At 62.6% G+C, this 26,777-nt stretch carries 26 protein-coding genes; 15 read left to right on the forward strand and 11 right to left on the reverse strand.

Going from position 1 to position 26,777, the window contains the following annotated elements:
• The first annotated feature begins 49 nt into the window (after positions 1-49).
• The 4 genes from lepB to ACZ1G8_RS01575 are packed head-to-tail and all read left to right on the forward strand — an operon-like array spanning position 50 to position 3,735.
• Positions 50-901: a signal peptidase I gene (gene lepB / locus ACZ1G8_RS01560; RefSeq protein ID WP_472680090.1), complete on the forward strand. Its 852-nt coding sequence runs from the start codon at positions 50-52 to the stop codon at positions 899-901.
• Entirely contained in the window at positions 898-1,569 is a 672-nt protein-coding gene (rnc, locus tag ACZ1G8_RS01565; protein WP_472680091.1) for a ribonuclease III, read from the forward strand. The genes lepB and rnc overlap by 4 nt, the downstream gene beginning before the upstream one ends.
• On the forward strand, positions 1,566-2,468 hold the full coding sequence (era, locus tag ACZ1G8_RS01570; protein ID WP_221554084.1) for a GTPase Era: 903 nt from the start codon (positions 1,566-1,568) through the stop codon (positions 2,466-2,468). Before rnc ends, era begins: the two co-directional genes overlap by 4 nt.
• A 13-nt stretch (positions 2,469-2,481) precedes the next feature.
• Positions 2,482-3,735: an MgtC/SapB family protein gene (locus ACZ1G8_RS01575; RefSeq protein ID WP_472680092.1), complete on the forward strand. Its 1,254-nt coding sequence runs from the start codon at positions 2,482-2,484 to the stop codon at positions 3,733-3,735.
• A gap of 43 nt (positions 3,736-3,778) precedes the next feature.
• Here the strand turns inward: ACZ1G8_RS01575 and ACZ1G8_RS01580 are convergent, their stop codons facing one another.
• The 6 genes from ACZ1G8_RS01580 to plsY all read right to left on the reverse strand — a co-directional run bounded on the left by ACZ1G8_RS01580 (position 3,779) and on the right by plsY (position 9,909).
• Positions 3,779-4,138, reverse strand: a complete 360-nt coding sequence (locus tag ACZ1G8_RS01580) for a DUF805 domain-containing protein (RefSeq protein ID WP_472680093.1) — start codon at positions 4,136-4,138, stop codon at positions 3,779-3,781.
• A 100-nt stretch (positions 4,139-4,238) separates the two neighbouring features.
• Positions 4,239-4,421, reverse strand: a complete 183-nt coding sequence (locus ACZ1G8_RS01585; RefSeq protein WP_472680094.1) for a hypothetical protein — start codon at positions 4,419-4,421, stop codon at positions 4,239-4,241.
• The gene (gene topA, locus ACZ1G8_RS01590) at positions 4,421-6,967 is read right to left on the reverse strand and encodes a type I DNA topoisomerase (protein ID WP_472680095.1); all 2,547 of its coding nucleotides are present in this window, start codon (positions 6,965-6,967) and stop codon (positions 4,421-4,423) included. Before topA ends, ACZ1G8_RS01585 begins: the two co-directional genes overlap by 1 nt.
• 96 nt (positions 6,968-7,063) lie before the next feature.
• Positions 7,064-8,128, reverse strand: coding sequence for an SMP-30/gluconolactonase/LRE family protein (locus ACZ1G8_RS01595; protein WP_472680096.1), 1,065 nt, complete (start codon positions 8,126-8,128; stop codon positions 7,064-7,066).
• A 60-nt stretch (positions 8,129-8,188) separates the two neighbouring features.
• The gene (gene dprA, locus ACZ1G8_RS01600; RefSeq protein WP_472680097.1) at positions 8,189-9,307 is read right to left on the reverse strand and encodes a DNA-processing protein DprA; all 1,119 of its coding nucleotides are present in this window, start codon (positions 9,305-9,307) and stop codon (positions 8,189-8,191) included.
• A complete protein-coding gene (gene plsY, locus ACZ1G8_RS01605) occupies positions 9,304-9,909 on the reverse strand; it encodes a glycerol-3-phosphate 1-O-acyltransferase PlsY (RefSeq protein WP_472680098.1) in 606 nt (201 codons plus the stop codon). Before plsY ends, dprA begins: the two co-directional genes overlap by 4 nt.
• Positions 9,910-10,027: 118 nt before the next feature.
• Between plsY and murI the strand changes: the two genes are divergently transcribed.
• The 3 genes from murI to ACZ1G8_RS01620 all read left to right on the forward strand — a co-directional run bounded on the left by murI (position 10,028) and on the right by ACZ1G8_RS01620 (position 13,842).
• A complete protein-coding gene (gene murI / locus ACZ1G8_RS01610) occupies positions 10,028-10,822 on the forward strand; it encodes a glutamate racemase (RefSeq protein WP_472680099.1) in 795 nt (264 codons plus the stop codon).
• A gap of 109 nt (positions 10,823-10,931) precedes the next feature.
• Positions 10,932-12,152, forward strand: a complete 1,221-nt coding sequence (gene hemA, locus ACZ1G8_RS01615) for a 5-aminolevulinate synthase (RefSeq protein WP_472680100.1) — start codon at positions 10,932-10,934, stop codon at positions 12,150-12,152.
• A 70-nt stretch (positions 12,153-12,222) separates the two neighbouring features.
• Positions 12,223-13,842 (forward strand): AMP-binding protein, encoded by a 1,620-nt coding sequence (locus tag ACZ1G8_RS01620; RefSeq protein WP_472680101.1) that lies wholly within the window; start codon positions 12,223-12,225, stop codon positions 13,840-13,842.
• 15 nt (positions 13,843-13,857) lie between these two features.
• On the opposite strand, the gene ACZ1G8_RS01625 is transcribed toward ACZ1G8_RS01620, so the two are convergent.
• Positions 13,858-14,664: a universal stress protein gene (locus ACZ1G8_RS01625; RefSeq protein WP_472680102.1), complete on the reverse strand. Its 807-nt coding sequence runs from the start codon at positions 14,662-14,664 to the stop codon at positions 13,858-13,860.
• Positions 14,665-14,820: 156 nt separating this feature from the next.
• Between ACZ1G8_RS01625 and ACZ1G8_RS01630 the strand changes: the two genes are divergently transcribed.
• The 4 genes from ACZ1G8_RS01630 to ACZ1G8_RS01645 all read left to right on the forward strand — a co-directional run bounded on the left by ACZ1G8_RS01630 (position 14,821) and on the right by ACZ1G8_RS01645 (position 17,880).
• Positions 14,821-15,513: a nitroreductase gene (locus tag ACZ1G8_RS01630; RefSeq protein ID WP_472680103.1), complete on the forward strand. Its 693-nt coding sequence runs from the start codon at positions 14,821-14,823 to the stop codon at positions 15,511-15,513.
• Positions 15,514-15,693: 180 nt separating this feature from the next.
• Positions 15,694-16,143, forward strand: coding sequence for a hypothetical protein (locus tag ACZ1G8_RS01635; protein WP_472680104.1), 450 nt, complete (start codon positions 15,694-15,696; stop codon positions 16,141-16,143).
• Positions 16,144-16,237: 94 nt separating this feature from the next.
• Positions 16,238-17,029, forward strand: coding sequence for a transporter (locus ACZ1G8_RS01640; protein ID WP_472680105.1), 792 nt, complete (start codon positions 16,238-16,240; stop codon positions 17,027-17,029).
• Positions 17,030-17,106: 77 nt separating this feature from the next.
• A complete protein-coding gene (locus ACZ1G8_RS01645) occupies positions 17,107-17,880 on the forward strand; it encodes a hypothetical protein (protein WP_472680106.1) in 774 nt (257 codons plus the stop codon).
• Between the two features lie 7 nt (positions 17,881-17,887).
• On the opposite strand, the gene ACZ1G8_RS01650 is transcribed toward ACZ1G8_RS01645, so the two are convergent.
• Positions 17,888-19,090, reverse strand: a complete 1,203-nt coding sequence (locus tag ACZ1G8_RS01650) for a type III PLP-dependent enzyme (protein WP_472680107.1) — start codon at positions 19,088-19,090, stop codon at positions 17,888-17,890.
• Between the two features lie 271 nt (positions 19,091-19,361).
• On the opposite strand from ACZ1G8_RS01650, the gene ACZ1G8_RS01655 reads away from it, so the two are divergent.
• On the forward strand, positions 19,362-21,368 hold the full coding sequence (locus ACZ1G8_RS01655) for a S9 family peptidase (protein ID WP_472680108.1): 2,007 nt from the start codon (positions 19,362-19,364) through the stop codon (positions 21,366-21,368).
• A gap of 10 nt (positions 21,369-21,378) precedes the next feature.
• On the opposite strand, the gene ACZ1G8_RS01660 is transcribed toward ACZ1G8_RS01655, so the two are convergent.
• The 3 genes from ACZ1G8_RS01660 to ACZ1G8_RS01670 are packed head-to-tail and all read right to left on the reverse strand — an operon-like array spanning position 21,379 to position 24,790.
• Entirely contained in the window at positions 21,379-22,557 is a 1,179-nt protein-coding gene (locus ACZ1G8_RS01660; protein WP_472680109.1) for a carboxynorspermidine decarboxylase, read from the reverse strand.
• Positions 22,558-22,602: 45 nt separating this feature from the next.
• Positions 22,603-23,598, reverse strand: a complete 996-nt coding sequence (locus ACZ1G8_RS01665) for a peptidyl-alpha-hydroxyglycine alpha-amidating lyase family protein (RefSeq protein WP_472680110.1) — start codon at positions 23,596-23,598, stop codon at positions 22,603-22,605.
• A complete protein-coding gene (locus tag ACZ1G8_RS01670; RefSeq protein ID WP_472680111.1) occupies positions 23,579-24,790 on the reverse strand; it encodes a saccharopine dehydrogenase family protein in 1,212 nt (403 codons plus the stop codon). Before ACZ1G8_RS01670 ends, ACZ1G8_RS01665 begins: the two co-directional genes overlap by 20 nt.
• A gap of 67 nt (positions 24,791-24,857) precedes the next feature.
• Here ACZ1G8_RS01670 and ACZ1G8_RS01675 point away from each other — a divergent pair, with 67 nt between their 5' ends.
• Genes ACZ1G8_RS01675 through ACZ1G8_RS01685 form a run of 3 tightly spaced genes read left to right on the forward strand, consistent with a single transcriptional unit; the run spans position 24,858 to position 26,775 of the window.
• The gene (locus ACZ1G8_RS01675) at positions 24,858-25,817 is read left to right on the forward strand and encodes a threonine ammonia-lyase (protein WP_472680112.1); all 960 of its coding nucleotides are present in this window, start codon (positions 24,858-24,860) and stop codon (positions 25,815-25,817) included.
• Positions 25,818-25,869: 52 nt separating this feature from the next.
• Positions 25,870-26,322 carry an MAPEG family protein gene (locus ACZ1G8_RS01680; RefSeq protein ID WP_472680113.1) on the forward strand — a complete coding sequence of 151 codons (453 nt, stop codon included), beginning with the start codon at positions 25,870-25,872 and terminating at the stop codon, positions 26,320-26,322.
• Between the two features lie 12 nt (positions 26,323-26,334).
• The gene (locus ACZ1G8_RS01685) at positions 26,335-26,775 is read left to right on the forward strand and encodes an MAPEG family protein (protein WP_472680114.1); all 441 of its coding nucleotides are present in this window, start codon (positions 26,335-26,337) and stop codon (positions 26,773-26,775) included.
• The last annotated feature ends 2 nt before the right edge of the window (positions 26,776-26,777 follow it).

The raw sequence follows: 26,777 nt of genomic DNA on the forward strand, positions 1-26,777 counted from the left end.
GGGCAAAAATCCTTTCGCGGGGTTCGATTGCCGACTAGGGACTTCGGCGATGAATGAGAACCCCCGCCTGACACAACCCGACGCCGATGCGGATCCCGACGCGGTCGCAGACGCCACAAAAGCCGACCACGAAGAGGAAAGCTGGGGCGATTTCACCAAGTTCCTGCTGAAGCTCGTGCTCGCAGTGCTGATCTTCCGCAGCTTTATCTTTTCGCCCTTCACCATTCCCAGCGAAAGCATGCTGCCGGTGCTGCGCAATGGCGACTATCTCGTCGCAGCGAAGTGGCCCTACGGTTATTCCAAGCTGTCGCTGCCGTTCGAGGCTCCGCTCATCCCGGGCCGCGTGTTTGCCGACCTTCCCGAGCGCGGCGACGTGGTGATCTTCAAGCATCCGGTCGACGGCACCGACTACGTCAAACGCGCCATCGCTCTGCCGGGTGACACGATCGCGATGCAGAACGGCACCCTCGTCATCAACGGCGAGCCGGTGCAACGCGAACAGGCCGGATTTGCCGACATTCCGATGAGTGTGAATACGCAGTGCCGTCCCGATGGAGGGATTGTGGTCGAAGAGACCACCTGTCGCTACCGCCAGTTCCGCGAGACCCTGCCTTCGGGCAAGAGCTACATGACGCTCGACTTCGGGCCGCGCCCCCGCGACAGTTTCGACACCTTCATCGTGCCCAAGGGGCAGCTGTTCGTGATGGGCGACAACCGCGACAACTCGCTCGACAGCCGCTTCCCTGCGACCGCGGGTGGCGGTGTCGGCCTGGTCGATGCCGACCTCCTCGTCGCGCGCGCCAGCATGGTGCTGTGGTCGACCGATGGCAGCGCCGAATGGCTGCTGCCCTGGACCTGGTTCACGGCCGCTCGCTGGAACCGGATCGGAAGCGACATATGAGTGCACTGTCAGACGACACGCGCGCCTGGCTGGATGAGACCGGCTTCACGGTGAAGGATGGCGAACTCTGGCTCGCCGCGCTCACACACGGCAGCCTCGGCGAGAAGCGCGATTACGAACGGCTCGAATTTCTCGGCGACCGCGTCCTAGGGCTTTCCATCGCGCAATGGCTCTACGAGCAGAGCGAAGCACCCGAAGGCAAGCTGGCCCAGCGCCTCAATGCGATCGTCAGTCGCGAAATGTGTGCGAGCATCGCGCGCGGGATCGGCCTGTCCGACCACATGCGCATTTCGAAGCAGGCGCGCGCGGACGGAGGCAGGAACAGCGACAACATCCTCGGCGACGTGATGGAGGCGCTGCTCGGCGCGCAATTCCTCGAAAACGGGTTCAAGGCCTCGCGCAAGCTCATCCAGATCCTCTGGCGCCCTGCGCTGGAGAGCGGCGCTGGCGAAAGCAAGCACCCCAAGAGCGCGCTTCAGGAATGGGCCGCAGGCAACCGCCGCAAGCCGCCCGAATACGAAGTGATCGACCGCTCCGGCCCCGATCACGCGGCACAATTCACGGTGCGCGTCAGCGTCCACAAGGTGGGAGAGGCGACCGCAACGGCCAGTAGCAAGGGCGAGGCCGAAAAGGCCGCTGCCAAGGAATTCATGGAGAAGTTCGGATGAGCGATCCGAAAACCAAATGCGGCCTCGTGGCCGTTCTGGGCGCGCCCAATGCGGGCAAGTCGACGCTGGTGAACCAGCTGGTGGGCCAGAAGGTCGCCATCACCAGCGCCAAGGCGCAGACCACGCGTGCGCGAATGCTCGGCATTGCGCTGCATGAGGACACGCAGATGATCCTCGTCGACACGCCCGGCATCTTCGCGCCCAAGCGGCGCCTCGACCGCGCGATGGTCAGCGCGGCGTGGGAAGGCGCTGAGGCAGCCGATGCAGTCCTGCTGATGGTCGACCCGATCAAGCAGCGCCGCCACGAGCTGGAACCACTGATCGAGGCGCTCAAGGACCGCCCCGAACGCAAGATCCTCGTCCTCAACAAGGTCGACAAGGCGAAGAAGGAACCGCTTCTCGCGCTCGCGCAGGAGCTGACCGGCGCAGTCGATTTCGCAGAGGTCTATTTCGTCTCCGCACTGACCGGCGACGGTGTGCCCGAGATGAAGGAAGCCCTCGCCGCCATGATGCCCGAGGGTCCGTGGATGTACCCGGAAGACCAGGTCTCCGACGCCAGCGAACGCCTGCTCGCCGCGGAGATCACCCGCGAGCAGCTATACAAGCAGCTGCACGAGGAACTGCCCTACGACAGCGCGGTGCGGCCCGAGAAATACGTCCAGCGCCCCGATGGCAGCGTGGAAATCCACCAGCAGATCGTCGTCATGCGCGACAACCAGCGCGCCATAGTGCTTGGCAAGGGCGGCAGCCGGATCAAGGCCATCGGCCAAGCCGCGCGCGAGGAGTTGAGCGAACTTCTCGGCCAGAAAGTCCACCTCTTCCTTCACGTCAAGACCGACGAACGCTGGAGCGAGGACAAGGAAATGTTCGAGGAAATGGGCCTCGACTGGGTGAGGTGATAGGCTGGCGCTGATGGACTGGACGGCGCAGGCAGGACAGCTGGGGGCAGCATTTGCAATCGGCCTGATGATCGGGCTCGAACGCGGCTGGAAGCTGCGCGAGATCGAGGATGGCTCGCGGGTGGCAGGCATTCGCACATTTTCGCTGTTCGCGCTCGTCGCAGGCATTGCGGGACTGCTCGCGCAAGCCGGCCAGAACATCGTTGCTGGCGTCATCGTGGCAGGGACAGCCGCGATCGCCGCCATCGGCTATTCGCGCTCGATTTCCGACAGCGGCAAGCCCGATGCGACCTCTGCGGTCGCCGCGATGACGACGCTCGCGCTCGGTTTCCTTGCCGGGCTGGGAGAACCGGCGATCGCAGTCGCCGGTGGCGCAATCGTTACCGCGTTGCTCGCCCTCAGGACCGAGGTGCACCGCTGGGTCCGGCTGCTCGACGAGGCCGATATCAAGGCGCTGGCACGCTATGCGGTCATCGCGCTCGCGGTGTTTCCCTTCCTGCCCGAGGGACGCTTCGGTCCCTACGACGCGTGGGAGCCACGCACGCTATGGCTCGTGGTGATCATCGTCACCGGCTTCAGCTTCGTCGGCTACGCTGCAAACCGCATGTTCGGCGCGCGTCGCGGGACGATAGCCACCGCCGTGATCGGAGGCGCCTACAGCTCGACCGCGGTCACCCACTCCTTCGCGCAGCGCATCGGTGCGGGCGCCGGTGGCGGTGCGGAAAATGCCGGCATCGCGCTGGCGAGCGCGGTGATGTACCTGCGTGTAATCATTCTCGTCGCCATCCTCGCAACGAGCCTGCTGCCCCATTTCGTCGGCATCGTCGCTCCGGCATTGGTAGTCGGTTTCGGAGTTGCCTACTGGCTCTATCGCAAAGCGCCTTCGAGCACGGGCCCAGCCCCGCCGGGAAATCCGATCGCCATGCTCCCCGCCCTCACATTCGTCATTTTCGTTGCCGTGGCTGCAGTGGCGGCGCGCTGGGCCGAAACTCGCTTTGGCGAGGAAGGCATCGCGGTGCTCCTATTGCTGATGGGCAGCATGGATGTCGATGCGGCCATCGTGACAGCAGGCGGTCTGGAGCCCGGCACGATTTCGCCCGACCTGGCAGCCCTCGCGATCGCCGGCACGATCCTTGCCAACATGTGCGTCAAGTTGGGTGTGACGATTGTCTACGGCAAGCGCGGCGCAAGACCCGCAGCCCTGGCCCTTGCAGCGAGCATGGTTACGCTCGCGGCGAGCCTGTTGGTGGGTTTCTGGAGCCTTTAGGAACGGCACGCCATCCCGGATCAAAAGCGATCGCGGATTGAGCTCAGCCGCGCTCCATTTCTACGCTCGGCTGGACGTAGAAATAGATCAGAATCAGGTTCACGAAGGGAATCAGACCAAGCAGCATCAGCCAAGGGCTGTACCCTGCGTCGCGCAGGCGCCGAACGCCCATCGCGATATTGGGAATAATTACAAACAGCGAAAACAACCAGGCAAGCGGGTTCTGGACATCGGGCCCTGACGCCGGAACGCCAAGCGCCGGATCGACGACGAGAACATCAATCAGCCCGAGTACGAATGCGATAAGGAATATGCTCAGGACCCAGAGCCAGAATAGTCTCCGTCCGGTCGTTCCTGAGAAATTGAAGTAGTTTGAGAATCCGTGTTTGAGTGCCTCGAGCATGTGCTTCTCCTGCGGGATGCGGGCGGAAGCTGACACAGTTCGGTATTCACCGCAATAGCCTGCCAAAACTCCGACCTGAGCCCCGCCAAGCACTAGCGGACTAACGCTTTTTCGCGATCTTGACCTTGTTCTGCTTGGCGAAGCTCTTTGTCGATTCCTCGCTGCGGTTCAGGGCCTTGGCGATCTGCTTGAGGCCCTGACCCTTGGCGGCGAGGGTGCGGAGCTGGCCCGCCTCCTCGCCCGTCCAGGGTTGCTTGTGCCGTTCGAAGCGCTCCTTGCCCATCAGTCGGCCTTCTTCTTGGCCGCTGCCTTTTTCTTCGGCGCAGCCTTCTTCTTGGCAGGTGCCTTGCGCTTCTTCTTCGCGGGGCCCTTGGCAGCACGCGCATCGATCAGTTCGATGGCCTGCGCCTCGGTCACGTCCTCGGGCTTCATGTCCTTGGGGATCGTGGCATTGGTCGATCCGTCGGTGACATAGGGACCATAACGGCCCGGCATGACCTTCATCTCGCCGCCGCTGGTCGGATGTTCACCCAGCGTCTTGATCGGTTCCGCCTTGCCGCGTCCGCCGCCCTTGCGATTGGCGGCCTGCGCGAGGATGTCGACCGCACGGTTCATGCCGACCTCAAACACTTCGCGGGTGTTCTGGAGCTTTCCGTACTTGCCGTCATGGCGCAGGTAGGGGCCATAGCGCCCGATGGCGGCCTCGATCTCCTTGCCGGTCTCGGGATGCGCCCCGACGATGCGCGGCAGGCTCAGCAGCTTCAGCGCCCATTCGAGGTCGAAATCATCGAGGTCCTTGGGGATGCTCGCGCGCTTGGCGTCCTTGCCCTCGCCCAGCTGGATGTAGGGGCCGAAGCGCCCAGTCTTGCGCTCGACCGGCAGGCCCGTTTCCGGATCCTCGCCCATCACGCCATCATTCGCGCCGTCGTCACCGTCGCTGCCCGGCTTGGCGAACTGGCGAGTGAACTTGCATTCGGGATAGTTGGCGCAGGCGACGAATGCTCCGAAGCGTCCACCCCGCAGCGCGAGGCGGCCGCCTTCGCGGCCTTCGGTTTCGCACAGCGGACAATGGCGCGGGTCCTTGCCGTCGGCGCGTTCGGGGAAGAGATAATCGGCGAGGAAATCGTCCAAGACCTCGGTCACTTCCGAGGGCTTCTTCTCCATGATCTCTTCGGTCTTCGGCTTGAAGTCGCGCCAGAAGTCGGCAAGCAGCTTCTTCCACTCCTCGCGACCGTCCGAAACCGTATCGAGCTCATCCTCCATCCCGGCGGTGAAGTCGAAGGACACGTAACGTTCGAAAAAGCGCTCTAGAAATGCCGTAAGGAGACGCCCCGATTCCTCTGCAAAGAAACGGTTTTTCTCCATCCGGACGTAATTGCGATCGCGCAGCGTCTGGAGCGTCGAGGCATAGGTCGACGGGCGACCGATGCCGAGTTCTTCGAGCTTCTTCACAAGGCTCGCTTCGCTGAAACGCGGCGGCGGCTGGGTGAAGTGCTGGTTCGCCTCGACGGCCTTCTTGAGCGGGCTGTCGCCCTTGTTGACGATCGGCAGCAGGCCGTCCTCGTCGTCTTCCGAGGGCTCGTCGCGGCCCTCCTGGTAGACGGCGAAATAGCCGGGGAACTTCACCACCTGGCCGGTCGCGCGCAGCTCGTGCTTGCCGGTGCCGTCACGCAGCGTGATCGTGGTGCGCTCGAGGTTGGCTGAGGCCATCTGGCTCGCCATCGCGCGCTTAAAGATGAGGTCGTAGAGCTTGCCCTCGTCGCCCGAACTCACCCGGTCGCGGGTGAAGTCGGTCGGGCGGATCGCCTCGTGGGCCTCCTGCGCGTTCTTGGCCTTGGTCGCGTAGAACCGCGGCTTGTCGGGCAGGTAGTAGGCATCGTAGCGATTGGCGATGGCCTTGCGGCAGGCATCGATTGCACTGCCATCCATCTGCACGCCGTCGGTACGCATATAGGTGATCGCACCCGCCTCGTAGAGCGACTGCGCGAGCCGCATGGTGTGGCTGGCCGAGAAACCGAGCTTGCGCGCGGCCTCCTGCTGCAGCGTCGACGTGGTGAACGGCGGCGCGGGGCTGCGCTTGAGCGGCTTGGTCTCGATTTCCTCGACCGTGAAGCGCGAATCCTCGACCGCCTTCTTTGCGGCCTTGGCGCTGCCCTCGTCGCCCAGCGTCAGCTTCTGCAGCTTCTTACCGTCGAACTTGACCAGTCGTGCGTCGAACTCGGTTCCGTCCTGCTCGAGCTTGGCGAGGACTGACCAGTATTCGTCCGCCTTGAAGTGCTCGATCTCGATTTCGCGGTCGACGATCAGGCGCAGCGCGACCGATTGCACGCGGCCTGCACTCTTCGCACCCGGCAGGCGGCGCCACAGCACCGGCGAGAGCGTGAAGCCATAGAGATAATCGAGTGCGCGGCGGGCGAGATAGGCGTCGATCAGCGGCTGATCTAGCTCTCGCGGCGACTTCATCGCCTCTGTCACTGCCGCCTTGGTGATTGCGTTGAAAGTCACGCGATCAACCTTCTCGGGCAGCGCCTTGCGCTTGGCGAGCAGTTCGCGGACATGCCAGCTGATTGCCTCGCCTTCGCGGTCAGGGTCAGTCGCGAGGACCAGCCGGTCGGCTTTCTTCGCCGCGTCGCTGATCTCCTTGAAGCGCTTCTGCTTGTCGCGATAGAGCTCCCAATCCATCGCGAAATCCTCGTCCGGGCGCACGCTGCCATCCTTGGGCGGCAGGTCGCGGACATGGCCATAGCTGGCGAGAACCTTGAAGTCCTTGCCGAGGTATTTCTCGATGGTCTTCGCCTTCGCGGGCGATTCAACAATAACCAGTTGCATGGGGGTAAAAGCGGTCCCTTACGTGTGTACGTGTATGTACGCGCGAAAATGGGGTTCGGGCTCTGGGGGCGTCAAGCGGGCAATTCGCTTCAATTCCTATCGCTCCACTTTCACAAGCGCAGCGCCCAGATTGGAGACATAGAAAGGTTGATCCTCGCGCCCGATGATTATCCCTGTGAGCAGCCCTGGCATTTCGCCATGCACTTCGGGATTGAGCAGATCCGCCGCGCTCTCCCCAGCTGCACTTCGGCGAAGCCACTCCTGCACTGATTTAGCGCCAGCCGCGGTTTGCGCATCGAACACCACGCGAGTTGTGCCGGTATCGGTGTCAACTGCGATCACCTGGTTTGAAGCAGGAGAAGCCACCCAGAGCGAACCATCAGGAGCAAGACGCATATTGTCAGGCGATGGCACTTCGGCAAGCACCTTGCGATCGCTCAGAGTCCCTCCTGCAACGTCCAATGTGAACGCGAGAACCCGGTTCGCCATGGTCTCGGAGAGGTAGAACCTCCCGTTGGCCTCATCGAGATAGAAGCCATTGGCAAAGTTGAGCCCATCCACAACCAGTTCCGGCTCGCTCGCCAGTAGGCCATCCTCGGCCGCTGACAACCTGTAGACAGCACCATCGCTCATCGCTTTGTCGACCGCCACAAACAGGCGCTCTTCGCCTTGGTTCTCGGTCGATTGGGTAAACCAGACTGCTCCGGTGCTGTCGGTTATCGCCGTGTTGACCCCGAACGGATGCGCGTAGACCAACTCGGTTGTGCCAGCTTCGATATTGGTTCGATAGATGCGTCCGGTGAAGACATCCGCGACAACAACGTGCTTGCCGTCAGGCTCCAAATGAACACCATTAGGACCGGGACCGACACCTGCCGGCTCTTGTCCAAAGCCAACCGCCGCGAAGTTTCCGAAAGGTTCGAAGGTGCCGTCGGAAGCAATCTTCACCAGACCGTGCCGCTGGTCGGCCACGATCAAGGTTCCGTCATCGAGCTGAACTCCATCTTCGGCGCGCTGAAGTCCTCTATCGGCCGGGAAGATCGTGGCTTGAGCGATGGTCCACGACTGCTCTTGCCCGTCGGATGCCTCAACCGAGCCTTGCTCAGCTCTGCAACCTGCAATGACCAGTCCTGCTAGAACAGCTGCAAGAAACGGCTTCATGGTTGATCTCCCCGACAAACAATGCGCCCACGCGAGAGTGGTGCTAGGGATTCACTGGTGTCAAGCGATTAGCGAAACCCGTCCACCTGCATGCCGTTCCAGTCGCCCGGCGATCTCCAGCTCCAGCAACGCGAGTTGCACAGCGGGGGGACTATCGCCCGATTGGCGAACCAATTCGTCCACTGCGACGGGGGCAGTGGTAAGCAGGTCCCCAATTTCCGCAGGCTCAGCATCTGCGAGTTCCTCCGGCAAGCAATCGAACATTGCACCCTCTTCGCGGAAGGTGCTGTGGGGCTGGCCATCGAAGCCGGTCAGCAGTTCCACCACGTCTTCGGGGGACTGCACCAGAACCGCGCCTTCGCGGATAAGGTGGTTGCAGCCGTGACTGCGCGCTTCGAGCGGGCTGCCGGGGATCGCCATGACCTCGCGCCCTGCCTCGCCTGCCAGCCGTGCGGTGATGAGGCTGCCGGACTTGACCGCCGCTTCCACAACCAGCGTGCCGCTCGCCAGACCCGCGATGATACGATTGCGGCTTGGGAAGTGGCTGCCACGCGGTTCGGTGCCGGGGGGCTGCTCGGCGATCAGCAGGCCTTCGGTCGCGATCCGCTCTTGCAGTTCGGTGTGCTGTGGCGGGTAGGCGATGTCGATGCCGCTTGCGATCACACCGATAGTGCTAGGCATCGCGCCTTCATGCGCCGCGCCGTCGATCCCGCGCGCAAGGCCCGAGACGACGGTAAAGCCCGCTTCCGCCAGCCCCTGACCGAAATCGCGCGCCAGCTTGACTGCTGCCGCGCTGGCATTGCGCGCGCCTACCATGGCGACACAGGGTTTCGACGCGAGCGAGAGGTCGCCTCGATAGGTGACGATCGGCGGCGCACCGTCGATCTCGCCCAGCAGGCGCGGATAATCGGGCTGGTCATGAAACAGGTATTTCGCGCCCGCCTTGCGGACACAGTCGACATCGCGCTCGATCTTGTCGAAAGGAGCGGCGCGGTATTGCCGTTTCCCGCCTTTCCCCAGTTCGGGCAGCGCCTCTAGCGCCTCTGCCGCCGTGCCGTAGCGCGCCAGCAGCATCGCGTAGCTCACCGGCCCGATATTGGGCGAGCGCAGCAGGCGGATGCGGGCGAAGGCCTCGTCTTGTGACAGCGGTGCGACCCTTGGATGTGAAGCTTCGTTCACCCCTTCGAACCGACCTTCGGTTCGGTGCCCGCGGCGAGGCGCTTGATATTCTCGCGGTGAAGCCAGATCACGAGGACAGCGATCAGGGAAAGCACCTTCACCAGCGTCCACCACTGGAAATAGGCTGCGGCGAGCGCTGTTGCGACCACGGCGCTCATCCCGGCGAGCGAACTGATCCGGGTAATCGCCAGCATGCCCAGCCAGACCACTGCGTAAACCGCACCTAGCGGCCAAGCGAGACCGAAGGCGACGCCGGCATTGGTAGCAACGCCCTTGCCACCCTTGAAGCCGAGCCAGACCGGGAAGCAGTGGCCGATCACGGCGAACAGCGCGGTCCAGCCCACTTCCTGCCAAAATAAGTTCCATGCGATCAGCACCGGCACCAGCCCCTTGGCGAGATCGAGCAGCAGCGTTGCCGCAGCGAGCCCCTTGCTGCCGGTGCGGAGCACATTGGTCGCGCCGATATTGCCGCTGCCCTGCTGGCGGATGTCACCCTTACCCGCGAGCTTGGCCAGGATCAGGCCGAAGGGGATCGAGCCGAAGGCATAGCCTAGCAGCGCCGCCCACAGCACGTTGATGGTGAAATCCGTTCCAAAATCCATTGCGCCGATCCCCAAAGCGTCGTGGCAAGGCTTGAGAAAGCCGAACCTTCTTGTCTAGCGAGGCACTTAATGGGAAGAACCGCCTCCACACAAGGCTGCCGCAACCGGAAGGTCCGATTTGAACTCGAAATCCCCGATACTGCTGTTCGATTCCGGTGTCGGCGGACTGACGGTGCTCTCCGAACTGCGCAAGCTGATGCCCAAGGCGCCGGTGATCTACGCCGCCGACATGGCCGGCCTGCCCTATGGCGGGAAAAGCGAGGCGGAAGTCGCGGCGCGCGTCGCAGGTCTGCTCGGGCGCATGGCCGAACGCTACGAGCCGCGGCTCATCTGCATCGCCTGCAACACGGCGAGCACGATCGCGCTCGGCATGGTGCGCGAGGTGCTGGAGACGCCGATCGTCGGCACCGTGCCCGCGATCAAGCCGGCCGCTTCTATCACCAGGACCGGTACGATCGGACTACTCGGTACAGAGGCGACCGTGCGCCAGAAGTATGTCGACGACCTGCAGGAGCAGTTCGCCGAGGGAAAGAAGTTGCTGCGGTATGGAGCCAACCGCCTCGTGGCGCTCGGCGAAAAGAAACTGCGCGGCGAGGCCGTCAGCATAGACGAGGTCGCCAGTGCCGCCTCGGGGCTGGTGCTGCAGGCGGGCGGCGAGGATCTCGACACGGTGGTGCTGGCCTGCACCCACTTCCCGCTGCTCGAGCCCGAGCTGCGCGAAGCTTTCGGCAAGGACGTAACCTTCGTCCACGGAGCCGAGGGAATCGCAAGGCGGATCCAGCATCTGGTGAAGGACCAGAAATTCAGCTTCTGGAGCAAGAGCCTCGCTGTCACGACCGGTGAGCTCGAAGATTTCAAGCGCCTCGCCCCGGCGTTCGAACAACACGGCATTTCCACGCTCAAGCGCTTCTGAAAACCTGCGAGTCATTCGCAAAGATCGCTGTGGCAAATTTCGGGTGTCTTCACTATGTGCACCCTCATAAATGGCCGATCTTGGACGGCGCTGAGACGGGTTGCCCCGCGTGAATTACGACCAGATTTTCGACGAAGCGATCGGACGCCTTCATGCAGAAGGCCGCTACCGGGTGTTCATCGACATCATGCGCAACAAGGGGGCCTTCCCCAATGCGCGGTGTTTTCACGGTCACAACGGCCCGAAGCCGATCACCGTCTGGTGCTCGAACGATTACCTCGCCATGGGCCAGCACCCCAAGGTGATCGAGGCGATGGAAAACGCGCTGCACGATGTCGGCGCAGGCTCGGGCGGCACGCGCAACATCGGTGGCAACACCCACCTCCATGTCGAGCTCGAGCGCGAGCTTGCCGATCTCCACGGCAAGGACGCAGCCCTGCTCTTCACCAGCGGCTACGTCTCGAACGACGCGACGCTTTCGACGCTCGCCAAGCTGCTGCCGGGCTGCGTGATTTTTTCGGATGAACTGAACCACGCAAGCATGATCGCCGGCATCCGCAACTCGGGCTGCGAGAAGCGCGTCTTCCGCCACAACGATCTCGAGCACCTCGAACAGCTGCTGGCTGCCGAGGACGAAGCAACGCCCAAGGTCATCGCCTTCGAAAGCGTTTATTCGATGGACGGCGACGTCGCACCGATCCACGCGATCTGCGATTTGGCCGAAAAGTACAACGCGCTCACTTATATCGACGAAGTCCACGCGGTCGGCATGTATGGCGACCACGGCGGCGGCATCTCGGAACGTGACGAGGCCGCGCACCGCATCGACATCATCGAGGGCACACTGGGCAAGGCATTCGGCGTGATGGGCGGCTATATTGCGGCCGACAAACGCGTGATCGACTGCATCCGCAGCTATGCCCCGGGCTTCATCTTCACGACCTCGCTCAGCCCTGTGCTGGTCGCCGGCGTTCTCGCCGCAGTCAAGCACCTCAAGGAAAGCTCGGAGGAGCGCGATGCGCAGCAGGCTGCAGCAGCCATGCTCAAGGAGAAGATGCGCGCGGCAAAGCTGCCTGTGATGGACAGCACCACGCACATCGTCCCGCTCATGGTGGGCGACCCGGTCCGCGCCAAGAAGATCAGCGACATCCTGCTTGCCGAATACGGCGTCTACGTGCAGCCGATCAACTTTCCGACCGTGCCGCGCGGTACCGAACGCCTGCGCTTCACGCCCGGCCCCGCTCACACCGAGGGAATGATGGACGGGCTCGTCGATGCGCTGGTCGAAATCTGGGACCGCATGGACCTGGAATTGCGCGAAGCCGCCTGACGCGCTTAAAGGGGCGACAGCCCGGCGAAATCTAGAAAACAGCGAACCGGGCAGGATGGAGAGCTGCCCGATGTACGACGTTTCGCTGACCGAAAGCTATTTCCCCCGCCAGACCGACCTCGAACTGCGCGACAGCACGGTGGCCTCAGCGCTGCGCGATGCTGCAGCCAAATGGCCGGACACCGTGGCGCTCGAAGAGTTCGGCATCGATGGAAAACCGGGCCGGAAGTGGACCTTCACCGAGTTGCTTGCCGAGGCCGAGAGCCTCGCAGACGCACTCCTGACCCGTTACCGCCCCGGCGAAAGGATCGTCATTTGGGCGCCCAATATCCCCGAGTGGATCCTGTGCGAATACGCGTTCGGGATCGCGGGTCTTGTCCTCGTTACTGCCAATCCCGGCTACCAGAAGCGCGAGCTCGCCTATGTGATCGAGCAGTCCTCCGCAGTCGGCCTGTTCATCGTCGAGAGCTTCCGCGGCAATCCGATGGGCGACATTGCTCGCGCAATCCAAGATGAGAATGACGTCTTGCGTGAGCTGGTCGATATGGCAGACCGTGATGCGCTCTTCGCCAAGGGATCGCTCGATGCGAGCCGGCCCGACATCGCTCCAAACGACATCGCGCAGATCCAGTACACTTCGGGCAGCACAGGCTTCCCGAAGGGCGTTCTTCTCCATCACTACGGCCTCACCAACAATGCGCGGCATTCGTTCGAGCGGCTCGGCATCGAAGGCAGCGGCAAGCTGCTGCTGGTGGCGCCGTTGTTCCACACGACGGGCTGCGCTGTCTCGGTGCTCGGCGCCTGCCAGTCGGGCACGCATATCGTCCTGCCGCCACTGTTCGACCCGAACCTCGCCAACATGCTCGTTGAATCGGAAAAGATCACATCGATCATCGGCGTACCGACGATGTACATGATGATGCTCGAGGTCGACGACGCCAATCCGCGCGACCTGACCTCGGTCGATGTGATAGGTGCCGGTGGCTCGATGGTTTCACCCGAGCTCATCCGCCGCATCAAGCAACGCTTCGGCTGCAAGTTCACCAATGGCTACGGCATGACCGAGACCTCGCCATTGCTCACCGGAACCCGCGACGACGATCCGATGGACAAGCAGACCGAGACGATCGGACAGCCCTTTGCCCAGCTCGACGTGTCGATCCGCGATCCGCAGACAAACAAGGTGGTTCCGCTCGATACGGTCGGCGAGATCTGCGCGCGCGGCTACAGCGTGATGGCCGGGTACAACGACAATCCCGAAGCCACCTCCGAGGCAATCGATGCCGAGAGCTGGATGCACACGGGCGATCTCGGAAAGATGGATGCGCAGGGTTTCGTCACCACCACCGGGCGGGTGAAGGAGATGATCATCCGCGGGGGTGAGAACCTGTTTCCCGTCGAGATCGAGAACGTCCTGCTCGAGCACCCCGATGTGGCGCAGGTCGCCGTGGTCGGCCTGCCTGACGAGAAATGGGGCGAGATCGTCGCTGCCTTCATCCGTACGCCCGACAACTCACCCTTCGACCCGCAGGCACTCAAGGCGCATTGCCGCGAGCATCTTGCAGCGCAGAAGACACCCGCTGTCTGGGTGCACGTGACGGAATACCCGATGACGGGTTCCGGCAAGGTCCAGAAATTCGAACTCCGCGATGCCTACCTCAAGGGAGAGTACGCCTCGCTCGAAGCCTGATCTGGCGCTGCCGGATTATTTTCTGATCACTAGCGTATCCATAGGGAGCGATTGCAAAAGCTCGTTCGCCGTGCTGCCGATGGTCGCATGGCGAAAGCCGCTTTCGCCGTGGGTGCCCAGAACGACAAGATCTGCGGAGATATCCTGCGCGACTTTACAGATGGCGCGCCGCGGCGAACCGTAGACAAGCCGCTGCTCCAGGCGACCATGCAGGTGTTCTGGAAACTCCTGCAGGAAATCGTCGAAGACACCTTTCTCGGCATCGCGGACCTGTTCCTTGAGGTATTCGGCCTTCTGCCATCCCTCGAAGGGCACATGATAGGCGTGGACGAGAGCGAGCGGGAGCTCGGGGAACATCCCGGCCGCATGGATTGCCGCATCGCGCGAAGGCGCGTGGAAATCGGTCGCACATACTAGCTGGCTATAGGGCCGCTGCGGGCGCGCCTTGACCACAAGGACGGGAATCTTGGACTGACGCAGCAGGCGGTCTGTTATCGTGCCCAGAACGAAGTCGCTGAACGACTTGTGCCGCGCGACCCCCATCACGAGTAGGTCCGCGCCATATTCGATGGCAAGATCGGCTATCGCCTTGTGCGCCGGCCCCTCGGGCACCTCAAGGGCGACGTCGGCGTTCTCACTCGGCAACACGCTGCGCATTCTTGCCTCGATGGCGGCGAAGTCGACTTCCTGCCCGAAGTCGGGCTCCACCGCATGCGCCACGATGACCTTTGCGTTAAATTGCTTTCCCAGTTGGATCGCGCGATCGATCGCGCGATCAGCCTGCGCGCGAAAGTCCGTACCGACCAGAATCTTCGATGGCATCAATGCCTCCTCTCAAAACCAGCCTCCCAAAGCGCACCATACATTTATGCGACTAATTCGCAATCGCATTAGGGCAAGGTTTTCACCCTTTGCAGGCATGTTTCTTGCCCTCCCCGTCAGGCGCATTATGGCTAGGTCCAAGATGCAGGAGAGATCATGAGCAAGGACACGAGCCCTTCCTTTGACGAGGTCGTATTAGGCCGCCGCAGCATTCGCGGATATCTGGACAAGCCTGTCCCGCGCGAACTTATCGAGGAAGTGCTGACGCTCGCCATGCGCTCGCCTTCCTCGATGAACACGCAGCCCTACCACTTCCACGTGATCACCGGCGAACCGCTCGACCGGATCCGCAAGGGCAATACCGAGCGCATCCTTGCAGGCGAGCCCGACAGCCGGGAATTCCGCCGTGGAGAGCCCTTTGCAGGCGTTCACCGCGAACGCCAGATCGGCTGCGCCATCCAGCTGTTCGAGGCCATGGGAATCGAACGCGACGACAAGGAAAAGCGGCAGGACTGGGTGCTGCGCGGCTTCCGTCAGTTCGATGCGCCCGTCTGCGTGATCATCACTTACGACAAGGAACTGTCGGGCAGCGACGATACGCCTTTCGATTGCGGCGCCGTCACCACCGCGCTGGTCAACGCGGCATGGAGCCGCGGCCTTGGCTGCGTGATCAATTCGCAGGGCATCATGCAGTCGCCCGTGGTGCGCGAACATGCGAGCATCCCAGACGACCAAGTCATTATGAAGGCCGTCGCGATGGGCTGGCCCGACGAGGACTTCCCGGCGAACCCGGTGAAGATCACACGGAGATCGGTTGACGAAGCTGCACGCTTCGTCGGCTTCGACTGACCGGCAGTAAGTCCATCTTAACCACTACGTCAGGCGGACGGCGGGGCATGTCCCCTCATCGCTCCATATTGTCGGCTTGCCGCACTAACCTTGCCTATTGGAGCAGAATTAAGACCGATGCCCGAACCAGCTTGCGGGGCGGCGCGATGCCGCCCCAAGGCTCGATGGAGGGTAGCAAAAATGAAAAAACTGACATTGGTTGCATTGCCGACCGCACTGACACTGGCAGCTTTCAATCCGGCGCTCGCGCAGGATGACGGTTCGACCGACACTGATGCCGGTACCGACACTGCCGAGCCCACCGGCGCAGTCGTAACCCGCGAAGCTCTCACCGAAGAGCGCGAATTGGTCGACGACGAGGGCAATCCTGTTCTCGACGCTGATGGAAACCCGACCTTCGAAACCGTCGAAACCGGTTGGGTCCAGACGGTCGAAACGCCGTCGGGCAACACGCACACGATCACCAAGGTCGAAGGCGAGCGTGCTGTCGTGACGCACGAAAAGGCCGAACGCGTCGCCCGTGCAGAGCGTCCCGCCAAGGCCGATCGCCCGGACAAGCCCGAGCGTCCCGAGAAGCCCGAAAAGCCGGAAAAGCCTGAGCGTCCCGATCGTCCGGGCCGCGGCGGCTAAACAGACCGATTGAACGCGCGCCGTGCGCCCGGTCGTTCAGGAGGCCGGGTGCGCGGCGCGTTACCATTCCAGAATTGATGATGCGAAAGAACCGATGACCAAGCACACCCTGGCATTTGCCGCTTCTGCCCTGCTTGTTGCCTTGCCCCAGTTGGCACATGCCGACGACGACTACGTCCAGGTCGCGATCGGGGCCGATTACTCGACCGGCGACTATGGTCAGGACGAAGACACCGATTTCCTCGCTATTCCGGTTTCGGTGAAGCTCCAGCGCGGCGACTTCAACGTGCGGGTCTCTGTCCCGTACATCACGGTCTCGGGTCCGTCCGACGTCATTCCGGGCGACGGCGGTGTGCGCGGGAACGGTCAGGGCAATGGCGGCGGCGGTGGTCCGTCGAGCTCGTCGCGCTCTGGCATTGGCGACACCAATATCGCGGCGACCTATAGCTTGGGCCTTACGGATACGACCTACTTTGACGTCACCGGCAAGGTTAAGCTTCCCACCGGCTCACAGGAGAAAGCCCTTTCGACCGGGACCACCGATTTCACCCTGCAGGGCGAACTGCTGCAGGTCTTCGGCGATGTCAGCGCTGCCGTACGTGCCGGTCGCCGATTCAATGGCGAGAACGACGATTTCCCGCTTGAGGACGTCTGGCTGGCCGGTGCCGGTCTCTATCTCGTGTCGGGCGACAGCACTTTCGGTCTCGATTACGACTGGCGTGACGGTTCGCTGCCGACAGCACCCAACCGCAGCGAACTGACAGGATCGCTGACGCAAAAGCTCAACGACAGCCTGCGCCTGCAAGGGTACGCCTATACCGGCCTTGCCGACGGCAGTCCCGACGTGGGTGTCGGTGCGCAAGTCTTGGTGCGCTTCGGCGAATAAACCTCCCGCATGGCCGTATTCGCGCGCCGCGGGATACCTTGCATGCCTCGATGGTTCGCTTTGCAGGAGGCGATTTCATGACAGGCAGACTGACCGAAATTGGCGAAGGTTTCTGGCGCGTAAGCGGCGATTTCAAACTGGGTGGGGTAATCAACCTCGGTACCCAGTCTTCGCTCGTGCGCCTCGCGGACGGGAATTACGTCTTTCTCGACAGCTATACGCTTCCCGACGATGTGAAGAGGGAAGTCGACCTGCTGACCGACGGTGGTCGCAGGCTGACGGCGATCCTCAACCTGCATCCCTTCCATACGCTGCACTGCGAATGGATGCACAACGCCTATCCCGATGCGCGCCTCTACGGGACCGCGCGGCACAAGCGGAAGCTGCCGCAACTGCCGTGGCAAGACACGCTGTGCGAGGACGCCAAGCTTGCAGACAAGTTCGGCGTCGATTTCGACTTCAAGGTGCCTTCAGGCGTGCCGCTCGTCTGCGATGACGAGAACGTCCATTTCTCGTCCGTCCTGGCCCTGCACCGCAGCAGCGGGACGATCCACGTCGACGACACGCTCGTTTATCTCGACAAGGGCTTTCCGCTCTCGCTGCTGGCGATGATCCGCAGGCTCGGTTTCCACCCGACGCTGGCCAAGGCGCTCGAGCCGCGCGCTGGCGCGGCCGACGCGTTTCGCGAGTGGGCAATCGCACTCGGCACCGACTGGGCACAGGCAAAGCGCATCGCTGCGGCTCACAATGCCGTTCTGGAGCTCGAAACGGAGGAATTCCCCACGCTCGTCGGAGAAGCGCTCGGGAGAGTGAAATCCGTACTCGAAAGCCACCGCTCCGAGTACGGATGAGAATTGCCTATCGCAGGTTTACGACGTTGTCGGCTACCGGGCGGGTACGGCTGCCGTCATAGAGGCTCGCCATCGGCTCGTCGGTCACGATGATGCGCTGTGCCGCGCCGAAGCCGTTGAAATCGGTCTTCATTGCCGCGCCATAGGCACCGAGCATGCCGATCTCGATATAGTCGCCTGCCTGGATGTCCTCGGGCAGGCCGAAAGGTCCGGGCATGTAATCGGCATCGTCACACGTCGGGCCGTAGAAGGAGAAATCCATCTCGGGCTTGATGAGGTCGTCCTCGAGCGCGCGGACCGGGAACTTCCAGTCCACGTGCGCGGCATCGAACAGCGCGCCATAGGCGCCGTCGTTGATGTAGAGTTCCTCGCCGCGGCGCTTTTCGACCTTCACCACGAGGCTTGAATATTCGGCGCACAGAGCACGGCCCGGCTCGCACCACAGCTCTGCGTTGTAGGCGACAGGCAGCGCGTAAAAGTGCTGGTGGATGATCTTGAAATAGTCTTCGAGCGGCGGGGGTTCCATGCCGGGATAGACGCTTGGGAAGCCCCCACCCACGTCGATCATGTCGATGACCACCGATGCCTCGGCAATCGCTGCACGCGTGCGGTCGAGCGCCTGAACGTAGGCGAACGGGCTCATCGCCTGGCTGCCGACGTGGAAACACACGCCCAGCCAGTCGGCATACTGGCGGGTTTCCTGCAGCAGCGCAGGCGCTTCGGTAAGGTCGCAGCCGAACTTGGCGGCAAGGCTCAGCGCGGCGTGCTCGCTCGAGACACGCAGGCGCACGCAAAGACGAAGGTCGGTCGCGTCGTTGCCGTCTTCGTCGCGGGTCGCCTTGACGATCTTGGCCAGTTCCTCGCTGGAATCGAGGCTGAAGGTCTTCACCCCGTGCTGGAAGTATGCCTCGCGGATCGCACCGGGCGATTTGACCGGGTGCATGAAGCATAGCGTCGCATCGGGCAGGACCGAGCGCACCGAACGCACTTCGGCGATCGAGGCGACGTCATAATGCGTGATGCCGTTGTCCCACAGGATCTGGAACAGGTCGGGCGACGGGTTCGCCTTCACCGCATAGAGCGACTTGCCCGGAAACTTCTCGACAAAGAAGCGGGCAGCGCGCGCAGCCGCGTGCGGGCGATTCAGGATAACGGGTTCGTCGGGCGCGAGGGCGCGAACTACGGACCGGGCGTCAGGAAAATGCTGCAACTCAAGGGACCCCCTAAACAGTCCTTGCGGACCATGAAACGACAAGCTGCCTTGCGGTTAGGAAGTCCCCTTGGGGCAGCAGGAGCGGCGCATATAAAAGCTCGATCATGAAACGCAAGTGAATATCCGCACCCAAAGGCGCAAGTTTCCACCGGATGCGGCGGGCCTGTGCTGCGGTGGCCCGTGGCTTCATTTGCTGGTTGGCGCGATGGCGAAGCGAATTGACTCGCGCGAAAAGGAGGCACAGTCAGTAAGGACAAGAGGGGGACTTATGCGAACACCTGCAATTCTCGCCGCCATGCTTGCCGCCGGAATGCTGCCGGCACAGACCGCGGCAAGGCCGGTCGAGCCGGCCGACCTGCTGAAGGTCGCGGGGGTTTCCGATCCCTCGATCTCACCCGACGGAACGCAGGTCGTTTATTCGGTCTCGACCGCAGATCTCGAGAAGGACAGCAATTCGAGCGATATCTGGATCGCCAGTTTCGATGGTTCGGGCGAGCGGCGACTTACCGGGCGCAAGGGAGAAAGCGCCTCCACCCCGCGGTTCAGCCCCGATGGGAGCCAGGTGGCCTTCCTGTCCTCGCGCGGAGGCGAGGATGATGCGCCGACGCGGCTTTGGCTGCTGCCGATGGCGGGCGGCGAGGCAATGCCGATCGAAGGCGTAAAGGGTTCGATCGGCGATTATGCCTGGGCGCCGGACGGACGCTCGCTGGTGCTCGTGGTGACCGATCCCAAACCGGAAGGCGAAGGCAAGACGGATGAAGAGAAGGCCCGGCCCCGTCCGATCGTCATCGACCGATACTGGTACAAGGACGACGGCACCGGCTTCCTCGACAATCGGCGCACGCGCCTTTGGCTCTACCGGCTGGGCGACAAGTCGATCACGCGGCTGACCGATGGCGATTTCGACGAGCGACTGCCCGCATTTTCGCCCGATGGCGCGAGCGTCGCTTTCGTTTCCAACCGCGAGGATGAACCCGACCGGTCGACCAATACCGATATCTTCATCGCGCGCGTGGCGGTCCCCGGAACTGCACCGCGCCAGCTGACGACTTTCAAGGGCGCGGACAGCCCTTCATTCCGGCCCGCATGGAGCCCCGATGGCAGGCGCATCGCATATGTTCGCAGCAGCGAGCCTGAAACCATCTGGTACGGCGTGACCCCGCTTGCGGTCATCGATGCAGACGGAGGCACCCCCACGATCCTGACGAGCGGGATCGATCGCAATATTCTCTCTCCCGCCTGGACCGAGAACGGCCGCGCGATCCGTTTCGTCGTCGAGGACGATGGCAAGGAATATCTCGCACAAATGCCTGCGTCGGGCGGCGATATGACGAAGCTCGCCGATGGCGAATATGTGCTGGCCTCGCCCAGCGCCGTGGTGAATGGCCGGATGGCGCTGCTCAAGGAAACCAGCTTCGCCCCGGCGGAGGTCTATGGCTTCGCCAACGGACGCTTGAGCCAGCTTAGCAGGCGCAACGACAGCTGGCTTGCCGGGCTGGAATTCGGCTCGGTCCGCAAGACCAGTTTTTCCAGTGCCGACGGCACTCGCGTTTCCGGCTTCACCTACCTCCCGGTCGGCTACCGCGAGGGTGAGCGCCACGCGACCCTTCTCAACTTGCATGGCGGGCCCACATCGCAGTTCGATTATGGCTGGGACGCAGAGATTCTATGGCAGCTGGCCGCGGGATATGTGGTACTTGCCCCCAATCCGAGGGGCAGCACCGGCCGCGGGGAGCAATTTGCCCTTGGGATCGATGCGGCATGGGGTTCGGTCGATGTGGCCGACGTGCTCGCGGCAGTCGATCGTGCCGTGGCCGAAGGAATTGCCGATCCCGAACGGCTCGGCGTCAGCGGGTGGTCCTACGGCGGCATGCTCACCAATTACGTGATCGCCAGCGACACCCGCTTCAAGGCGGCGGTGAGCGGGGCCTCGATCTCCAACGTCATCACCGGGTTCGGGCATGACCAGTACATGCGCGAGTATATCGCCGAACTGGGCACGCCGTGGGAAAACCTCGAGGGGTGGCTGCGGATCAGCTATCCCTTCTTCGAGAACCAGCGCATCCAGACACCGACGCTCTTTATCGTCGGCGAGGAGGACGTCAACGTCCCGGCCGTCGCCAGCGAGCAGATGTACCAGGCGCTCAGACATCGGGGGATCGACACCAGGCTAGTGATTTACCCGGGCGAGTACCACACGATCCGCCGCCCGAGCTTCTATCTCGACCGTATGGAACGCTGGAACGCGTGGCTGGACCGATATTTGAAGGAGTAGCCCCGGCCGATCAGCTCAACCGGTCGCGGAAGGTCGAATAGCCGAACTCCTTCACCAGCTCGAGCTGGTCCGTCTCGCTGTCCCACATCCAGATGCTGGGTAGCTGGACGCCGTTGAAAGTGTTGGTCTTGACCATCGAATAATGCGCCTGGTCGAGGAAGGCGAAGCGCTTGCCGACCTCTGCGCCGCCCGCGATCCGGTAATCGCCGATGACATCGCCGGCGAGACAGGATGGGCCGCCAATGCGTACCTCTGGCGTCTCGTGGTTCGTGTCCTCGCCCAGCATGGCGGGACGGTACGGCGCCTCGATCACGTCGGGCATGTGGCAGGTGGCCGAGACGTCGGCGATGGCGACAGGCACTTCATTGAAGCCGGTATCAAGGATCGTGCCGACGAGAATACCGGCATCGAGCGCCACGGCTTCGCCCGGTTCGAGATAGATCTCGGCGCCCGTGTCTTCCTTTGCGTCCTTGAGGAATTCGACTAGTTCCTCGCGTTGATAATCGGCGCGGGTGATATGGTGCCCGCCGCCCATGTTGATCCACTTGAGCTGCCCGAACCACGGCTCGATCGCGTCGAACACCTTGTCCCAAGTGCGGTGCAGCGGCTCGAAATCCTGCTCGCACAGATTGTGGAAGTGGATGCCCTCGACGCCTTCCATGATTTCCGGCGTGAGCTGGTCGATCGGAAAGCCGAGACGGCTGCCGGGACTGGACGGATCGTATCGCGGCACTTCGCCGGTCGGGACCATCGGATTGATACGCAGACCGACCTCGAAATCCTGCCCGCTGGCACGCGCATTTTCGAGGATGAGCGCAGCGCGCTCCATCTGGCCGGGCGAATTGAAAATGACATGGTCAGACAGGCGGCAGACCTCGTCCAGCTCGTCTGGCTTGTAGGCGGCACAATAGGTGCTGATTTCGCCGTCGTAGAATTCGGACGCCAGCCGCGCTTCCCACAGGCCCGAGGTGCATACGCCGTCGAGATATTCGCCGATGATCGGCGCAGCGCTCCACATGGAGAAGGCCTTCAATGCGCTGAGCATCTTGATGTCCGCCTCGTCGCGCACGCTGGCGAGCACTTGGCAGTTTGCGCGAAGCCTCGCTGCATCCACAACGAATGCAGGGCTGTCGACACGGTTCAAGTCGAAATGGGCAAAGGCACCCGGATCGCCGGCTTTTGTTTCCATGGAGGCGCATCTAGGCGCGCACGAGGCCAAGCGAAAGGGGAGAAGTCAGTCCTCGTCCGCGATGCCGGCGGATGCCAGCTTGAATTTCACCACCCTGCCCGCGCGATTGTCGATCATGTAGACGCTGCCGTCACGCGCCAGCGCGATGTCGTGACCAAGGCTTTCGCCCTCTCGCGGATCCATGCCCGCATCGAAGATCCGCTCGAGCGAGCCGTCAGCACGGTACACCCGCATGATCGCGCCATATCGGTTCTGGCCATCGCGCGCCTCCACGACCAGCGAATAACCGCTGCCGATGGGTTTGACCGCATAGGGATATCCCGCTCCGTCCGGCTTCCACATCGCCAGAGGCTCACCGTCGTGAGTAAGCACCTGCACGCGCGCATTTTCGCGGTCGGCGACGTAGATCCGCTCATCATCGGCGGCGATGGCGTGCGGCAGGTTGAACTGGCCCTCGCCTGAGCCCTCCTCGCCCCATTGCCCTCGGAAATTGCCTTCCCGGTCGAAGATTGCGATGCGATTGTTGATATAGCCGTCTGCGACGAGCACGCGGTCACCCACGAAAGCGACATCTGCCGGCCGCGCGAAATGCGTGCCGTCCTGCCCCGACACGCCGCGTTCGCCGATGACGAGCTCTCCATCGCCGTCATGGCTGAAGCGAAGGACCTGTTCGCGGGCGACGTCGGTGATCCAGACCTTGTCCTCGCCATCGACCGACAGGCCATGCGGCATAACAAGCGCGCCTGCGCCCCACTTGCCTAGCAGTTTGCCATTGGAGGCGAACATGAAAACCGTCGGCTCGGCGATTTCATCGACGGGAAACGGCTCTACCCACTCGCGCCCCGCACGGTGCAGCACGAAGATATGCCCGTGGCTGTCGACATCGACCGCGCTCAACTCGCCGAATGCGACGCCCTCAGGCACCTGCGCCCAATCGGTATCCATATCGACGCGCGGGGCGTCCTCGCGGGGCGCCCCGCCGCATGCCGCAAGCGCCAGAGCGCCTGCGGCTGCGAAAGCCTTAGAAATCGACCGGACCATCAAGTTCCTTCACCTGCCAGGGCAGGCCGTGCTCGTTGAGCATGTCCATGAAGGGGTCGGGGTCCATTTCTTCCATGTTGAACACGCCGTCGCCTTCCCACTTGCCGGTGACCACCATGGCCGAACCGATCATCGCGGGTACGCCCGTGGTGTAGGAGACCGCCTGGTTGCCGGTTTCCTCGTAAGCGGCCTCGTGGCTGCAGATGTTGTTGATGTAGAAGGTCTTCTCGCCCGAACCGTCGAGCGCTTCGCCGGTGGCGATCACACCGATGTTGGTGTTGCCCTTGGTGGTTTCGCCCAGCGTTTCTGGCTTGGGCAGGACGGCGGCAAGGAACTGCAGCGGGATGATTTCCTGGCCCTTGTACTTGATCGGGTCGATCCGCGTCATGCCGACGTTCTGCAGCACTGTAAGGTGCTTGATGTACTCGTCACCGAAAGTCATCCAGAAGCGTGCACGCTCGAGCTCGGGATTGAACTTCGCGAGGCTTTCCAGTTCCTCGTGGTACATCATGTACATGTTCTTCTGCCCGACGCCCTCGAAGTCGAATTCGACCTTCTTGCCCATCGCCGGGGTCTCGACGAACTCGCCGTTCTCCCAGTGGCGCGCAGGCGCGGTCACTTCGCGGATGTTGATTTCGGGGTTGAAGTTGGTGGCGAAGGCCTGGCCGTGGTCGCCGCCATTGCAGTCGAGGATGTCGAGCTGACGAATGGTCTTCAGCTTGTGCTTCTTCAGCCACATCGTGAAGACGCTGGTCACGCCCGGGTCGAAGCCCGATCCGAGCAGCGCCATGAGGCCAGCGTCCTTGAAGCGGTCGTGATAGGCCCACTGCCACTTGTATTCGAACTTGGCCTCGTCCTTGGGTTCGAAGTTCGCGGTGTCGAGGTAGTCGACGCCTGCTTCGAGGCAGGCATCCATGATCGGAAGGTCCTGATAGGGCAGCGCGAGGTTCACCACGAGGCTCGGCTGCGTCTTCTTGATAAGGTTGACCATGGCCGGGACTTCCTCAGCATCGATCTCGTAGGTCGAGATATCGACGCCGGTGCGCTCCTTCACGCTGGCAGCGATGGCATCGCACTTGGACTTGGTACGGCTGGCGAGATGGATATCGGTGAAGATATCCTTGTTCATCGCCATCTTGTGAACGCAGACCGAGCTGACGCCGCCCGCACCAATAACCAGGACTGTCGACATGGATGAAACCTCTTTTCTGAAATTCGAATCTTGCGCGCCCTCTAGCGAAATGCACTAGGCTAGCCAAATGGTCCCAGCCGATATTCGCAAACCCACTGAGCAGGGGGTGATCGACGCAGCGGCATCGATTGCCGCGATCCTGCCTCCCACGCCTCTGCTGCCTGTCGAGGTTGGCGGCATTGCCTGCCATGTGAAGGCGGAGAGCCTGCAACCGGTCGGGGCGTTCAAGATACGCGGCGGCTGGTGGCGCCTGTCGAGCCTTTCCGACGAAGAAAAGGCACGCGGGGTGATCGCGGTCTCTTCGGGCAACCATGCGCAGGGGGTAGCCTGGGCTGCCCGCGAGCTGGGAATTGCCGCCACCATCGTGATGCCGCGCAATGCGCCGGCTGTGAAACTTGAAGCGACCCGCGCACTCGGCGCAGAAATCGTCCTCTACGAACGTCCCGGCGAGGACCGCGACGAGGTTGCCGCGAAACTCATCGAGGAGCGCGGGGGCACGCTCGTCCACGCATTCGGCGACCCATGGGTGATCGAAGGCCAGGGCAGCGCCGGGATCGAGATCGGCAGGCAGCTCGGCCGCGCACCTTCACGCCTGGTGGCGTGCTGCGGCGGCGGAGGCCTCGCTGCGGGCCTCGCCCTCGCCTGCCCCGAAAGCGCGATCCACATTGTCGAACCGCTGGGATGGGACATGGTCGGGCAGGCCATGGCAAGAAACGAGATCGTCCGCGTCGGTGAAAATCCGCCCGCGACGATCTGCGATGCCCTTCAACCCGATGCCACGAAACAGGTGAATCTGGAGGTCCTCGCAGGGCGCGCGGAACCGGGCGTCACCGTTACCGACGAGGAGGTCCGCGAGGCGCAACGCCTTGCATTTTCAAGGCTAAATCTCGTGATCGAACCCGGGGGAGCTGCCGCCCTTGCCGCAGCCTTGGCGGGCAAGGTGCCGCTCGATGAGGATACCGTGATCATGCTGACGGGCGGAAACACCGATGCGGAAAGGTTCGCGCAGACGATCGCGGGAGTTTGACATTCGCGGCGCTGCCAAGCAGGTCTAGCGCCGAAACAGGGAGGGAAATAACATGCAAGCCCAGATGCTCGCCCCAGCGGCGGTGCTCGTCCTTTGGTCGCTCATCATGCTCTACTGGATGGCCTTCACCCGCCTACCAGCCATCAAGAAGGTCGGTAGCGGCCTTGGCGAAGCGAAGCCCGGTGGCCGGGGGCAGGACCTCGAAGGGGTCATCCCAGACAAGGTTAACTGGAAGGCGCACAACTATGCCCACCTCATGGAGCAACCGACGATCTTCTATCCGACCGTCGTGATCCTTTCGATCATGGGCGCCGGCGCGATCGATGTGCTGCTGGCATGGGCCTATGTCGCGATCCGCATCGTCCATTCGCTCTACCAGGCGACGGTCAACATCGTGAAGCTCCGCTTCCTGCTGTTTCTCGTCTCGACGCTCGCCCTGACGGTTCTCGCGGTCCGCGCGGTCGTGGCGACCGTCCTGTTCGACCCGTCGCTCGCGCCTGCCTGAGGGAGATCACCCATGGAAATCGCACGTTCCGAAATCCTGCAGCCCGTCGTCGTCCTGCTCGCCTGGACGATGGTGATGTGGCTGTGGATGTACGCCACCCGCATTCCGGCCATGTCGAAAGCCGGAATTGCGCCCGACGATGCGCGCAAGACCAAGTCGCTGGATGAGGCCCTGCCTGCCGAAGTCCAGTGGAAAGCTCACAACTACAACCACCTGCACGAGCAGCCGACCGTGTTCTATGCGACGGCGCTGTTGCTCGCGATCGTGGGTTGGGGCGACGGGATGAACGCGCTGCTGGCGTGGATCTACGTCGGCCTCAGGATCATCCACTCGATCGTTCAGGCGACCGCGAACAAGGTCATGGTGCGCTTCGTGCTGTTCGCGCTGTCCAGTCTCGTGCTGATCGCGCTGATCTTCCACGCGGTGATCTACGCATTCGACATCCACATGTAATG

The sequence above is a fragment of the Qipengyuania sp. BR81-2 genome (assembly GCF_055693895.1).